The following is a 13612-nucleotide window of genomic DNA, read 5'->3' as shown; positions in this document are numbered from 1 at the left end:
GGACAGCGAACATGCTTGGCCTGTCGCGCCCAATCTGGTGGCGCAGGACTTCACGGCGGATGGCCCGGACAGGAAGTGGGGAGCGGACATCTCCTATATCTGGACGGCAGAGGGTTGGCTCTACCTCGCCATCGTTCTCGACCTCTTCTCGCGGCGCGTCGTCGGCTGGGCCACGAGTGACCGCCTGAAGCGCGATCTTGCGGTCGAAGCTCTGCGGCGTGCCTTGGTGGCTCGCAACCCTGCGACGGGGCTGGTCCATCATTCCGACCGCGGGTCGCAATACTGCTCTGTCGACTATCAGGCACTGCTCCGAAAACGAGGCCTTCTTATCTCAATGAGCGGGCGCGGGAACTGCTATGACAACGCGATGGTCGAGACGTTCTTCAAGACCATCAAGTCGGAGCTGATCTGGCCGGTCGCGTGGCAGACACGCGCTCAGGCCGAAAACGCTGTCGCCAGATACATCAACGGGTTCTATAACCCCGTCAGGCGCCATTCGTCGCTCGGCTTCCAGAGCCCCATCGCCTTCGAGCGAAAGGCACGGGAAGTGAGCTAAACGCTCTCCACAAAAGCCGGGCAAGTCCACAATGTGACCGATGAAGACGCCTTCATCATGTCATTGGCTGAAAACATTGCCCGGCGCGGTCATCGCCCGCTAGAGATCTTGGCCGACATCGAGCTTTTGCTGGCGCGGGACTACACTATCGACGACATCATCACGCGGACGGGCCTGTCGGAGAAATACGTCCGGGACATCGTCTTCCTACTGGAAAAGGGAGAGGAGCGTCTGATCGAGGCGGTGCAAAACAGCACCATCCCGTGGACAACAGCCCTCGAGACCGCCCGCGCCAAGCATGATGACGAAAACCTCGGTGATATGCTGGAAGAGGCCTACAAGACTGGCCAGCTGAAAGGGCATCAGATCACGGACGCCAAGCGGCTCATTGAAAAGCGCCGCGAAAAGGGTCCAAAGACCGGCGGCGACCGTCCCAAGCTGCCGAACTCAGCGCATTCCCTAGTCAAGACTTATCAGCGCGAGGTCGCCCGCCAGCACAAGCTGATGCTGAAAACCGACCATGCGCACCAGCAGCTGCTCTTGGTGGTCCAAGGTCTGAAACGCCTCTTTGCCGATGAGCACTTCGTGACGCTCCTGCGCGCCGAAGGCCTCGACAGCCTGCCGAAATACCTCGCCGACCGCATTGAAACCGCCTGAACCCCGAAAAGGAAAACATCATGAATGACCTCAGTACCGTGAAGCCGCTTTACCCCGGGGCATTTCCCCAGCACGACACCGACGACAATGACGTGCCCTATCCCAAGGCCCCGTTGAACCTGACCCTCGGGTTTGATCTCGAGACCTTCCAGATCCCTCTCGAAGAGCTGATGCCCTCGAAAAAGGTCCCGGACGGCGTAATGACGACGCGCAAGTTCAAGCAGATCGTGTCCTCGATCCGGGAAATCGGCTTGATCGAGCCGCTGTCTGTGATCAAGCCAGACCCGAGTGCGGATAGGTTTTTGCTGCTGGATGGCAATTTGCGGGTGCTGGCGCTGAAGGAGCTGGGCCAGGACACGGCGCCCTGCCTGATCGCCAAGGATTTTGAGACCTATACCTACAACCACCGGATCAATCGGCTCTCGACGGTTCAAGAGCATTATATGCTGCGTCGTGCAATCGACAAAGGGGTCAGCAAGGAACGCCTCGCGCGGGCGTTCAACGTCAACCTCTCGACCACTAACAGCCGGATCAACCTGCTGCATGGGATCTGTCCTAAAGCGGTGGAACTGCTGCAAGATCACCAGTTCACCCCCGATGTGACCCGGCATCTGCGCAAGATGAAGGCCGCCCGACAGATCGAGGCGGTGGGCCTGATGATCGCGGCAAACACGATTACAGCGGCGCACGCGGACGCCCTCCTGAAGGCTACGCCGCCAGAACAGCGCACCGACTACAAGGCGCCGCAGCCGGAACAGCCCAACGGCGACCCGTTGGAACAAATCGTCAAGCTCGAGCGTGAGATGAGCCAGGTGCAGGAAAAATACAAGCATGCCGAAGAAAACTACGGGTCCGAACTGCTGAACCTGGTGGTTGCCAAAAGCTACCTGAAAAAGCTGATGGAAAACGACGCTGTCCGAGACTACATCGCGCGCCACGACCCCGAAATCCAAGAACAGTTCGAACTGGTGCTCAATACGATCAGCATGGAAGAGGCCGTCGAGCAGGCCGAACGCGCTGACGGTGACAATGCCACTTCGCCATACACACCGTAGGAGTAGCAAGGCGATTATAGCAACGTTCTCGCGCACCATGTCGTGCATGCTGACGTCAAGACAATGTGCGCCAGCTGGGCGCACGACACGCTCAAAGATTTTGACATTGGGGCTTTTCGCAGACCCAGAAAGCTACTATTCGCTCAAGAATGAGCGGAATGTTTGATTCCAACCGAATCACATCACCAAGGTGCCATGGGCAGTCCTTGTGCGGCAGCCATTCACCAACCTGACAATGGCTGGCCAAAAAAACAACCCTCAAGATGATGTACGCTTCCGCGTTTTGCGCTTGCTTGAGCAGAACCCAGAAATGTCTCAACGTGATTTGGCGCAGGCCGTCGGAATCAGCACCGGAAGCGTTCATTACGTGCTGAAAGCGCTCGTCGACAAAGGTCTGGTCAAGCTGGGTAATTTCACCGCCAGCGAAGACAAAAGGCGTTACGCCTACGTGCTCACGCCGAAAGGGATTTCCGAAAAAGCTGCTCTGACACGGCGCTTTCTGATCCGAAAGATGACCGAATACGAGATGCTGAAGACGGAAATTGAAGAGGTCGGTAGAGATATTTCTGACAGGGAGTTGGCGGAATTGAAGAATTCCGACCGGTGATGGACAAATGAAGAAAATAGAGAAGTATTTATGGCACGCATATCGGGTATCTTTGCGTCCGATCCTGCCAGCCACCTCACCGGTACTCTATCATCAGATTCCTGTCGGGATTGACCGAAAGTCACTAGATAGCTTCTTCCCCACCTACAAGCAGAACTACATCGACATTCCACTCTACGAGGATGCTCTAGTCCGCGCGATCAAAACGAACGTGAGACCGGGTGACCACGTGACGGTAATCGGAGGTGGATACGGCGTAACACTGGCTTTCGCGGCCATGGCGGCAAATCCCCGAGGTCAAGTAACTTGCTTTGAGGCGAGCGCGTCGGCGATTGGCTTTTGCCGGAAAACGCTCAGGCGCAATGGGGTCGAAGAACAAGTCACCTTCGAACACGCTATTGTCAGCAACAGCTATAATCTCTACGGAAAGGGCCATGCTGAAACCGTTGTCGATCCCGCGGACCTGATCGACTGCGACGTTCTCGAACTCGATTGCGAAGGAGCGGAGTTGAATATCCTACGCGGCCTCAGGATCCGTCCACGCGCTATCCTCGTGGAAACCCACGGCGTTTACGGCTCATCGACCGCTGAAGTCTCAGACTTGCTGACACAAATGGGCTATTCGGTGACCGATCTCGGTCCGGCTGAGCCACGTATCCTCGAAAAGTGCGCGGAATGGGATCTCAATGTCTTGTCGGCTACACTTCCGGCTAGCTGAAACCGTTGAACGTGCATTTCCGTTCTCTACATTCGCGCATTTTGTCCGCCTTCGGATCAACCGTAGCGACCGACAGCCGCACGAAAAATTACCTACAACAGGTCAAGCTGTCGCTCGTGATGCGGGTGCTGACAGTCGCCGCCTCTTTCGCGACGACTGCGATACTCTTGCGTGCGATGTCTCTTGACCAATACGGGATCTGGGCGCTGCTAATCACCGTTCAAACGTGGATCAACCTCTTCGACCTCGGCATCGGCAACGGGCTGCGCACGCGGGTTGCGGAAAGTCTCGCCAATGGGCGGATCAAAGAGGCTGCGAGCAATATCTCGATGGCATATGCGGTGTTCACACTGATATTCATTCTGCTGATGGTGGCGCTCATTCCGACCGTCATCGTCGTGGATTGGCAGTCATTCCTGAATGTGTCTACTATTGGCTCGAGCGAATTACGCGGTGCGGTCGGCGCGACCGCACTGCTGACGAGCCTGATCCTCGTCACCAACCTAATCAACCCGGTTGCCGCAGCGGTTCAGCGCAATTCCTACACCGCCGTCGCGATTTTCATACACGCAGCAATTTTCCTGGTGCTTGCGGTCCTGATACTCGTCACGGGCTGGGGCTCGGTGCTTACTTTCCTCGTTCTGCGAGGTACACTGAACGTCGTTGTCAACCTCGGGTTCACCATCTGGTTCTATTCGCAGCGTCGCGAAATTAAGCCCTACGTCACAACAGACTTGCGCGGTTCGCGGGGCCTAATATCGCTTGGTTTCGGCTTTTTCATAGTCCAGATCGCAATGCTGGTACTGTTCTCAACCGACCAGTTTCTTATCGTCAAGCTTCTCGGCCCAGAGCAGGTCCCACAATACGATGTCGTCTACAAGCTGTTCAGCCTCTTTGTCACCGTTCACCTAATGGTCGCTGGGCCTCTATGGTCCGCTTACACGGAAGCTTATCAAAAGCAAGAATTCAACTGGGTCCGCCGCACGATCCGTGGCCAGCATAAGTTTTTGTTCCTCTTGGCAGTGGCAAGCGTAGCCTTGGTTCCTGTGGCAAGGCCGATCATTGCGGTATGGACCGGCGACACAGTGGAGCCTGCCAGCGGATTGGCCGGGCTGATGTGCCTATTCGTGGTGCTGACGATGTGGAATAACACCTTTGGCGCGTTTCTGAACGGGATCGGGCACCTACGGCCGCAGATTGTCGCTGCCACGATCGGGGCTTTTCTAAATATCCCTTTGTCGATTTTCTTCGTGAGCACGCTTTCGTTCGGAATTAGCGGTATCGTTCTTGCAACAATCCTCTCCATTGCCTTGCAATCGGTGATCCTGCCCTGGGCAGTCTTCAGAATCCTGCGTCAACGGCACGAGCCGCAGCGGATTGGGTCGCAGGACTGGGCATGAACCGAAACGCCAACCAAGCTCGCTTGATAGCCTACCTAGAAAACGCGCCGGCCGATACGGGTACTGCCGCGCGCGGTCTCAGCAAGGCGATCATTCCACTCATACGCAGCATCGATGGTCGGGTCGTCACGTATTACGTGAACCAGAGCCATTCCCGAATTTCCGCTCGCGACATGCCCGCTTTTGTCCGTGAAAAGCTGGAAGAGGCTCCTCCATCGAACGCTGTCTCTCGAAATGCATGGAAACTGGCAACCATAATGCCGATGTCTGTTGGGCTGCCAATCGTGTCCCGATTTGGCCCTAGCCGTCCTTCTTCGAGGCGCTCCGATGAGGCCTCCATTCTCTGGGCGCCAATCGGCGTCGACGCCGGAGCGCTAGTCCGCGCATGGGCGCTGGCGCAGCGGTCGGGCCTAGAGCTGCATCTGTATTTCGTTGATGACGTCGAAACCCACCCGTCAAACGCCGGAACAGCCCAGCTCAATGCTCTCGTTGCCCGAATCCTGCGCGATGCGGACCGTGTTTATACCATTACCGCCGAGCTCGGCGCCCTATTTTCCGAAAGATACGGTGTAAAGACACGTGCCCTGCCGTTGATCCCGGAGCCGACCGAAAGCACGCCGGCGGTTGTAGATGTCCCATTCTTCGCGGCCTATCTCGGTAGTATAAACCACCTGTATGAGGACGGGCTCCGCGAGCTCGTCGCCGCAACACGGACGTTGCGCGATAAGACCGGACAAGACCTCCGTCTGCGGTTCTTTTCGGACGAAGCGCAAGTGAGCAAGATCTGCGACGGCGCTATCCCGCCATGGATCACCCCGGGCCCCGAGAACGACGACGCCGTCATCCACCGCGAGCTTGCAGCGGCGACGCTGTGCTTTCTTCCTAATTCCTTTGACGAGGGTGCACGAACGATGGTGAGCACCTCATTCCCGTCCAAGCTGCTCGATTACCTTGTCAGCGCGCGCGCAATCGTGGTGTTCGCCCCTGAATATGCAATCGCCAGAAAGGTTTTTTCCACCGAAGGCATTCAGCATGTCGCAACAAACGCCGCCGAACTGCTCGACACGCTAGCCGCCTTGTCCGCGCTTAAGCAAGATGTCGGGGGCACCTATGTTTCGCTCGTAACCCGGCACTTCAGCGGCGACACAGTCCAACGTGCCCTGGATGCACCCTGGTAGAGACATGCCCTATCCTGGATCCAGTTTCACCCGCGACCTTATCGACATGGTCAAAAGCCCGATCGTCAGCGTCCTGTTCGCCCTACACCAACTGGTTCCCGGCAATTCGTCCAATCATATCAGGAACCGGATTAAACGGTGGCTGCTCGCTCGGCTGTCGATCGAGATCGGCGCAGGTTCGCAGATTTCGCCGGGCTTTTTTGTCTTTCGGCGCGGCAATTTCCGCTGTGGAACTGACTGCAGGCTTGGGTACGGATTCAGTGTCTGGAACCACGCCCCGTTTACCTGTGGTGAGAACCTCCTCGCGTCACACGGGATCAGAGTTATTTGCGGCACCCACAAGACCGATCTGGACCGAACCGATGTCTCCGGGCCGGTCAACCTCGGCGACAACGTATGGATCGGCGCCAACGTGCTGATTGTTGGCCCCTGCACGATCGGCGACAACGTCATTGTCGGCGCCAACTCTTATGTGACCGGAGTCATCGCTTCGGGCACCATCATCGGCGGCAGCCCAGCGCGCGAACTGCATCGCAAGCCCAGCGCCAAAGTTGAAAGTCAAGCATGAAGAGCCGATTCCTAACCTACGCCTCTAATGGCTTTGAGCACAACGCGCAGTTTTTGGCCGAAAGTGCAGCGAAGGTCGGATTCGACGTTGTCCACAGCCTTGGCCCGGATGCAATTGCTGGCACCAACTTTGCGCAGCTCAACGGGGACATCCTCCGCGCGAAACGCGGCGGGGGCTATTGGCTCTGGAAACCATACCTCATTCGAAGATATGTGGACCGGCTAGCGGACGGCGAAGTCCTGTTCTACTGCGATGCTGGGCGAAACAATTACTATCGCTTCTCACGCTTTCCCGGCCACCTTGCCGATAGGGCGTTGCAGTCAGTCCAGGGTTTCATTCCCGGCGTGGCAATCGGCCATCTTGGTTCGATCGGGAAGTGGACCAAGCGTGATTGCCTGCAAATAATGGGCGCTGATACAGCGTCTATCTACGAAAAGCCGATGGTTCAGGCGACATGGAGCGTCTGGACCAAGAGCGGCGCCACGGTCGAGTTTCTAGAGGCTTGGCTGCGCTACAGCCAAGACCCGCGTTGCATTACTGATCAGCCAAACACGCTCGGAAAAGAGAATCTGCCTGGATTTGTCGATCACCGGCACGATCAATCAATTTGCTCCATCCTCGCCTACCAGCTGTCCGCCCCTTTTATCGATCCCTCGGGCACCGTCGCGCAGAAGCTTCTCAGGTTGCGCCCCGGATCTGCGGTTGCGAACCTCTTCTACAAGCGGCCCGAGAACGTTGACGATATGTTACAAAGAGACAGCCCTTGGCTGCCGGTCCAGGAATTCTTGAGCCTGAGGAAACAGCAATGACTGCCGTATCGCGTGCAGATACTCAGACCCCGCGCATTGGTAGCCTGCGTCTTGTGTACATGCGCAGCAATGGTGGCCATCGGCAGGAATACCAAGATCTGTTCGCGTCGCTGTTCGGCCTTTCACCCTCGACCGGTCGGATCGGGCTCACCAAACTGCGCAGCCTCGTCGGGGCGCGCAAACTTCTGTTTGGGACGATTGACGACGATATTGTCAGCTTCTTTCTGGTCGCGCTGCTACGAGCACTCTTATTTCGCCGAACTGTGGGCCTGTTCCTACGGCCACATGCCTGCCTACAATCACAGGCGCTGAGCGCCAAGGCGAAAAGGATCGCATTCTCATTTATGCGGCGGGTAAACCCAGTTTCCGTTTTTGCTATCATTCCATTTTCAATTGCACCCGAGTATGCAACAGTGACCGATGACGGGCTGGTCGACCCGCAGTTGTGGGATATGACTGATGCCTCTAAAGGGGAGATCGATGCAGAATTCTCTGAACGGATCGCGGCGGAAGCCAGATGTCGGCGTGTACTGGCCTTTGTCGGAACTGCTGCTGAAATAAAAGGGATCGGCCTCTTACGAGACATGATGGCAGATCCCAATTGGCCGAGCGAAAAAATCCTAGTCGTTGTTGCGGGCCGCTTTCCGGATGAAAATGGGGTATCGGTTGAAGAGCTCCAAGGGTTGGGTGCGCTTGTTCTGCCACGTTTCATTTCCGATTCCGAATTGCGCACTCTTTATGCTAAATCTGAATTCATTTGGACGTGCTATCAGCCTAATTACGACCAGGCTTCAGGTGTGTTTGGTCGAGCGGTCCAATCCGGTCGGATTCCGGTCGTTCGCTCCCAATCCCTCATAGCGCATTTCGCAAGCCAGATCGGGACTCCAACCGTCGAACTCGATTGGACTGCGAAGCCGCATGACAACGCTTCCCTATTGGTCGGGTATAACGCTCTTCAGACCGAGGGTCTGGCGCTCGATCAAGAAATCATGGGCTGGAAGAAGGATTTCATCTCCAAAATAGAACGAGCTTTGGGATGAAAAGACTGAGCTTTAGACACCTACTTATGTTCGTTGCAATCTGGAGTGTGGCGGGCTTTCCGCTTCTTGCTGGGGTAACTACGGTTCTCGGCATAAACAACACGCTATTTTCGATCATGTTGCGCGCCCTCGCGGTCTTTGCAGCACTTTTTCTGTTGTTCAGAAATATTCGGATTCACCACAGCCTGGCATTATGCTTATTTTTGGCTTTCTGGGCCGCATACTTTTCTCGCCTGTATATCAGTTTGCATATTCTTGGTGAGCCTACGACTTTCCCCGCTTCGCATTACTGGATCTGGAGCGTGGGCGCTACTTTCATACCGAGCCTCGCGGTGTTAACATCGTACAAGCCAGTGTTCGCTGAATCCCTACACCGGTCGTTTTCTTGTGTCGCTCCGTTTGCCACGGCTGTTCTGCTCGCGGCTGGTGGGACAACCATCACGACGTTAAGCGGCGAATTAGCCGATCATAACAGATGGAACACAGACTCGCTCAACCCAATCTCGATGGGTCATATTGGCGTGACCACCTTTCTCTTAGGCGTGAGCCTATTTTTCAATGGCGTCAGTGACTTCAAGCACAGAAACAGGGTGTTGCTCGCGTTCTTTGCCATCGGTTTGGGAGCGCTCTTGACGATCTATGCAAATTCGCGTGGGCCGTTAGTTGCCTTGGTGGCCGCACTTGGCTTGATGTTGGTGGCCGGCGTCCAGAAGCGCCGAACATGGTGGTTAGTTTTTGCTATGGGTTTGGCATCGGCGTTTGCATGGAGGACGATTGCAGAGGTCCTGTTTGCAAACGACGGGATTTTCGATCGGATCAGCGCCATTCAAGCTGGAAACGATCTGTCGTCGATTTACCGAATGATTTCTTTTGCTGGCGCTTGGGACCAGTTCACTCAAAACCCGATATTCGGAAACGCCATTGAGGAGCAGAGAACTCAATACTACCCGCACAATGTTCTACTCGAATCCCTGATGGCCACCGGGTTGATCGGAAGCATTCCGTTCATCGGCATTACAGTTCTCGCATTGTATTCGGCATGGAGAATTTTACGTCGCGGTGCAGGTGACCTGTGGATCGGGCTGCTCACCGTCCAGTACATTACCGCCCATCAGTTTTCCGGCGCGTTATACAACTCAACCACCATGTGGATGACCATCGCTCTTGCGATAGCGCACTATGCAAGTACACGATCACCAAGACACGCCGTGGCGATCCAAACGCGGCCTGGGCTTGTCGGCGGGCTCCGATGAAGGGGCCGTTGAAAAAAGCGGGCACGCCCGTCCCTGCCGCAACATCCAGGATCGTTGTGACCCAACCGGCATTGCCGCTCTACCGGATTCCGCTCTTCGCGAGACTCTCCAAAATTTACGGCGAGCGCTTTACCGTCTACGCATCACGCCAGTCAGAACTCGGCGCATTGAACGCTAAAACGACGGCCGCCTCCTGGTTCCGCCCCCTGAATCCAGCGCGACCAATCTTGTGTAAACTGGAATGGCAATCTGGCGCTCTGGCCATTTCGTTACGACGCGGCGACATTCTCGTGTTATCAGGGCAACCCCGGACCATCTCCAACTTAGCCCTGATCCTGAAAGCGAAACTCGTCGGCGCGCGCGTGGTATGGTGGGGGCATTTCTGGTCCGCAACAAGCAGACCTTGGCGTGCGACAATCCGGTTCTGGATTATGCGGCTGGCAGACGCGATCTTGTTCTACACCGATCAAGAAGTGGACGAGTATCAGACGCAGAATGCGCGGCACAGCTCAGTCCCCGTAAAAGGGCTCAACAATGGGATTGAAACGGATCAGATCGTGGCCCTTCGAGCCCCGTACGAGGCCTCTCGCCGGCCAAGAGACCTTCTCTTCATCGGTCGCGTCACGAAAAAAGCCGAATTGTCGCTCTTGCTGGACGCGCTGTCGCACGAAAGTTGCATATCGGTTACGTTAGACGTAATTGGCGATGGCGACGAGGCGGAGGTACTTCGCAATCGTGCAGCCCAGCTTGGAATCTCGGATCGAATTGCATGGCATGGCGCGTTGACTGATGAACCACAAATTGCGAGGATCGCAAATAAATGCCGCCTGTTCGTGTATCCAGGTTCAGTTGGCCTGTCGCTAATACACGGTTTGACCTACGGGCTGCCGGCGATCGTTCACGACGATCGCTGGCAGCATATGCCTGAAATTGCCGCCCATCGACCCGGCGAAAACGGCTCGGCGTTCCGCTTCGGCAACGCCGATGCGCTGGCAAACACAATATCGGACCTTATCAAACAACCTGACCAACTGGTGAGGTCGTCAACCGAGGCGGTGAAGACAACTGCGAAAACGTTCAATGTCGAAGATATGGCACGCCGATTTTGCGCGCTTGTGGATGGGTTGGAATGACTAGGGATACCCTAGGCAAGCTGGCCGTCTGGACTCCTGATCTTTCTAGCGTGAACGGACAGAATATAGTGACTCAAAGGGTGATTGCAGGACAAGCGGACAGGCTCGGAACCGTCTACACTTATCGCGGCAATACGCTGCCGGCGATTTTGAAAACCTTGTGGCAGGCAACGCGGCTGACCGCTTCCGTGGTTTCTGGCCGGCACGCCGGCGCCTACGTTGTCTGCTCACGATCTTCCGTCGGTTTTCTGCGCGACATGTTGCCCTTACTCACGTCGCGCCTAGGCGCGCGGGTCGTTGCCCATGTGCACGGGTCGGATTTCCCCGAACTTCTTAAGCGTCGTAGGGTTGGCCCGCTGGCCCGCTGGCTTTACGCCTCCTGCGAGGTCATCGTTCCGTCCAGCCACCTACTGGAGCAGTTGGCTGCTTTCCACCTCCACCGCCTGACCCTGTGTGAGAACTTTGCCGAAGTCGGCAGCGATAATGCGCGTTCGGCATGGAAGTCTGTCGTCGCTCCGTTCATTGTACTATGGAATTCTAATATCATGGCCACCAAAGGTATCGCCGAATTGGTCGAGGGGGTTAGGCTATTGCGCAACGAGGGCGCGGCAATCAGGCTGGTCATACTCGGCAGTCCGATCGGCGACGCGGAAAGAACGGAAGCCGAGATGCACGCCTTTCTCGAAGGCCTGCGCAGTGAGGACTGGATCGAGATGAAGGGCGTCGTGCCGCCCGGAGCGGTGCCCGGATACGTAACGGCGAGCGACGTCGTTGCGCTGCCGTCGGAATACTCAAGCGAGTGCCAGCCTCTTGCCGTGATCCAAGGTATGCTCGAAGGGCGAACGTTATTAGTCTCCGATACCGCGGCGATGCGGGCGACCGTGGGCGACTACCCGGCGATCTTCGTGCAGAAAGACCCCAGCGCGATATGCGAGGCACTGCGCCCACTCGTCGCGTCCCGGCCCCGATCCGCCCACGACGCTGCCGCGCAGGCGCGCGCCAGGTTTTCACCCAAACGGTTCGACCAGTGTCTGCGCCTCGCTCTTGCCCCACCGGATTGAAATAGGACATCAGGCACCGTTATTTTCTGATAGCCGAGGACGATGTTTGGGCCCTAGATTCTGTCATTTGTTGCATCACCGATTGCTGGGGTGCTGCCGGATTGGAGCGCCGCCTACTCATAAATTCACAGGGACTAGAGTATGAACACCAATGACTTAAAGTCACTTGTGCGGCCGGTGGTTCGCCGTTTCAAGAGTCTTATAAAGCCTCCGCTTCACCGCCCGGACGATCAGTTTGCCTTCCGGGTTCTTGGCTCCGACTATGGAGGATGGCCAGTGATGAACGGCAGTCTAACAACGCAAAGCGTGGTATATTGTTTTGGCGTCGGCACGGACATCAGCTTCGACCTCGCAGTGATTGGCAGTTTCGGCTGCACGGTAGACGCCTTCGATCCGACCCCGCGCTGTATCGCTTGGGTGCAGGTACAGGACCTTCCGGCGGGGTTCAAATTCCACGATGTTGGGCTGTCCAACAAGACTGAGGTGTTGCGCTTCTCCGCTCCCCCCGAGGACGATTTCGTATCTTATACGGTTGCTGAACGCAGCGACAGCTGCGAAGTCGTGGAATTGCCGGTCGAGCCACTGGACGAATTAATGAATCGGCTCGGTCACGAGACCATCGATTTACTGAAAATGGACATCGAAGGTTCCGAATACCCAGTCATTGTCGACATGATGGCCAAGGGAATTATGCCGGGTCAGATTTGCGTCGAATTCCATCACAATATGTACGGCTACACCCCTGACGACACACGAAAGGCCGTCGCCATGTTGCGCGCGGCAGGATATGCCCTTCACTACGTTTCGCAAGGCGGTCATGAGTATGGGTTTCACCGCGCAGATACGTGAGTGAACTGACGCATTAAACCCGCGCTTCTCACAGCGGGTTCGATTGCGAGGTTCCGCACATGGTTGAACGGATCGCGGACAAGACGCTATCTGTCTCTCCACCGGACACAGCAATTCTCACTACAGACTACTCTCGTAGAGAGAAAATGACCCAAGTGCGTTTCCGATACAATTGTACACCGCGTGAAAACGATGAGTTGTCGGAACGGATCAAAAAGTTCGACCTCGTTTTAGCTGTCACGAAACTGTGCCGAATTTTGTGTTTGACACGTTTTCTTTCGTCATTTTGAAGCGTTCTTTGAAAATGATGGCGACATGGTTTCTGACGTCGTGCCATTCGCGCTTCGAGCGCTTCGACGCGGAAATGAAGGTCATCTGGTCCGGGGGCAAGTCGCGTGAAACGGAGCCCCTGTCATGCACCCGAGCCGGAGTTGCAACGCGGCCTGTGGATCGACCCCAACCTCCCATGGGCTACGATCGCATGCTCTTCCCAATTGGCTTTTGCGGGCCAAATCGCTATGCGTGTTCCGGCTCTGCAAAGGTGCAGTGTCAGTCGCATTAGCGGGACAATCTAGGTTTCAAAGGATTAAGCTACATGACTAAATGTGCGCTTGTACTAGGCGCGGGTGGCCGCACCACTATAACCACGAGAGCACGCATTAGGGCAAAATGTGTTGCGGCAGAACCCCGTACCAGACCATGATCCAGGGTAAAAAGACTTGGAAGGA

Annotated in this window: 13 protein-coding genes and 1 pseudogene; all 14 read left to right on the top strand. The window is 56.1% G+C overall.

Annotated elements, in window-relative coordinates; translation table 11 throughout:
• Nucleotides 1–600: pseudogene (locus A3728_RS05815) on the top strand (IS3 family transposase); the annotation flags it as partial.
• Nucleotides 590–1213: a plasmid partitioning protein RepB C-terminal domain-containing protein gene (locus tag A3728_RS05810; RefSeq protein WP_067921099.1), complete on the top strand. Its 624-nt coding sequence runs from the start codon at nt 590–592 to the stop codon at nt 1211–1213. The pseudogene A3728_RS05815 and the gene A3728_RS05810, both read left to right, overlap by 11 nt.
• Before the next feature lie 20 nt (nt 1214–1233).
• A complete protein-coding gene (locus A3728_RS05805; protein ID WP_082851082.1) occupies nt 1234–2268 on the top strand; it encodes a plasmid partitioning protein RepB C-terminal domain-containing protein in 1035 nt (344 codons plus the stop codon).
• 208 nt (nt 2269–2476) lie between these two features.
• On the top strand, nt 2477–2875 hold the full coding sequence (locus A3728_RS05800; RefSeq protein WP_236628143.1) for a MarR family EPS-associated transcriptional regulator: 399 nt from the start codon (nt 2477–2479) through the stop codon (nt 2873–2875).
• A 7-nt stretch (nt 2876–2882) separates the two neighbouring features.
• Nucleotides 2883–3593: a methyltransferase gene (locus tag A3728_RS05795; protein WP_067921095.1), complete on the top strand. Its 711-nt coding sequence runs from the start codon at nt 2883–2885 to the stop codon at nt 3591–3593.
• 11 nt (nt 3594–3604) lie between these two features.
• Nucleotides 3605–4993, top strand: a complete 1389-nt coding sequence (locus tag A3728_RS05790) for a lipopolysaccharide biosynthesis protein (protein ID WP_236628144.1) — start codon at nt 3605–3607, stop codon at nt 4991–4993.
• Nucleotides 4990–6171, top strand: coding sequence for a hypothetical protein (locus A3728_RS05785; RefSeq protein ID WP_067921091.1), 1182 nt, complete (start codon nt 4990–4992; stop codon nt 6169–6171). Before A3728_RS05790 ends, A3728_RS05785 begins: the two co-directional genes overlap by 4 nt.
• A gap of 4 nt (nt 6172–6175) precedes the next feature.
• The gene (locus A3728_RS05780) at nt 6176–6739 is read left to right on the top strand and encodes an acyltransferase (RefSeq protein WP_067921089.1); all 564 of its coding nucleotides are present in this window, start codon (nt 6176–6178) and stop codon (nt 6737–6739) included.
• Complete coding sequence (locus A3728_RS05775; RefSeq protein WP_067921087.1) at nt 6736–7548, top strand: hypothetical protein; 813 nt, start codon at nt 6736–6738, stop codon at nt 7546–7548. Before A3728_RS05780 ends, A3728_RS05775 begins: the two co-directional genes overlap by 4 nt.
• On the top strand, nt 7545–8588 hold the full coding sequence (locus A3728_RS05770) for a hypothetical protein (RefSeq protein ID WP_067921085.1): 1044 nt from the start codon (nt 7545–7547) through the stop codon (nt 8586–8588). The genes A3728_RS05775 and A3728_RS05770 overlap by 4 nt, the downstream gene beginning before the upstream one ends.
• Nucleotides 8585–9841: an O-antigen ligase family protein gene (locus A3728_RS05765; protein WP_067921083.1), complete on the top strand. Its 1257-nt coding sequence runs from the start codon at nt 8585–8587 to the stop codon at nt 9839–9841. Before A3728_RS05770 ends, A3728_RS05765 begins: the two co-directional genes overlap by 4 nt.
• Nucleotides 9838–10974 (top strand): glycosyltransferase family 4 protein, encoded by a 1137-nt coding sequence (locus A3728_RS05760; RefSeq protein ID WP_067921082.1) that lies wholly within the window; start codon nt 9838–9840, stop codon nt 10972–10974. The genes A3728_RS05765 and A3728_RS05760 overlap by 4 nt, the downstream gene beginning before the upstream one ends.
• Nucleotides 10971–12035, top strand: a complete 1065-nt coding sequence (locus A3728_RS05755; protein ID WP_067921080.1) for a glycosyltransferase — start codon at nt 10971–10973, stop codon at nt 12033–12035. Before A3728_RS05760 ends, A3728_RS05755 begins: the two co-directional genes overlap by 4 nt.
• Before the next feature lie 141 nt (nt 12036–12176).
• Entirely contained in the window at nt 12177–12884 is a 708-nt protein-coding gene (locus A3728_RS05750) for an FkbM family methyltransferase (protein ID WP_082851059.1), read from the top strand.
• Nucleotides 12885–13612 lie beyond the last annotated feature (728 nt).

Source organism: Sulfitobacter sp. HI0040, from assembly GCF_001634885.1.
Classification (GTDB): Bacteria; Pseudomonadota; Alphaproteobacteria; order Rhodobacterales; family Rhodobacteraceae; genus Sulfitobacter.
The sequence above is the reverse complement of the archived record's forward strand: the minus strand, read 5'-3'. Positions and strand labels throughout refer to the sequence as shown.

Excerpts from the sequence above, each read along its gene's own strand:
- A3728_RS05805 (WP_082851082.1), top strand. The coding sequence starts at position 1,234 with ATGAATGACCTCAGTACCGTGAAGCCGCTTTACCCCGGGGCATTTCCC.
- A3728_RS05795 (WP_067921095.1), top strand. The coding sequence starts at position 2,883 with ATGAAGAAAATAGAGAAGTATTTATGGCACGCATATCGGGTATCTTTG.
- A3728_RS05785 (WP_067921091.1), top strand. The coding sequence starts at position 4,990 with ATGAACCGAAACGCCAACCAAGCTCGCTTGATAGCCTACCTAGAAAAC.
- A3728_RS05780 (WP_067921089.1), top strand. The coding sequence starts at position 6,176 with ATGCCCTATCCTGGATCCAGTTTCACCCGCGACCTTATCGACATGGTC.
- A3728_RS05775 (WP_067921087.1), top strand. The coding sequence starts at position 6,736 with ATGAAGAGCCGATTCCTAACCTACGCCTCTAATGGCTTTGAGCACAAC.
- A3728_RS05770 (WP_067921085.1), top strand. The coding sequence starts at position 7,545 with ATGACTGCCGTATCGCGTGCAGATACTCAGACCCCGCGCATTGGTAGC.
- A3728_RS05765 (WP_067921083.1), top strand. The coding sequence starts at position 8,585 with ATGAAAAGACTGAGCTTTAGACACCTACTTATGTTCGTTGCAATCTGG.
- A3728_RS05760 (WP_067921082.1), top strand. The coding sequence starts at position 9,838 with ATGAAGGGGCCGTTGAAAAAAGCGGGCACGCCCGTCCCTGCCGCAACA.
- A3728_RS05755 (WP_067921080.1), top strand. The coding sequence starts at position 10,971 with ATGACTAGGGATACCCTAGGCAAGCTGGCCGTCTGGACTCCTGATCTT.
- A3728_RS05750 (WP_082851059.1), top strand. The coding sequence starts at position 12,177 with ATGAACACCAATGACTTAAAGTCACTTGTGCGGCCGGTGGTTCGCCGT.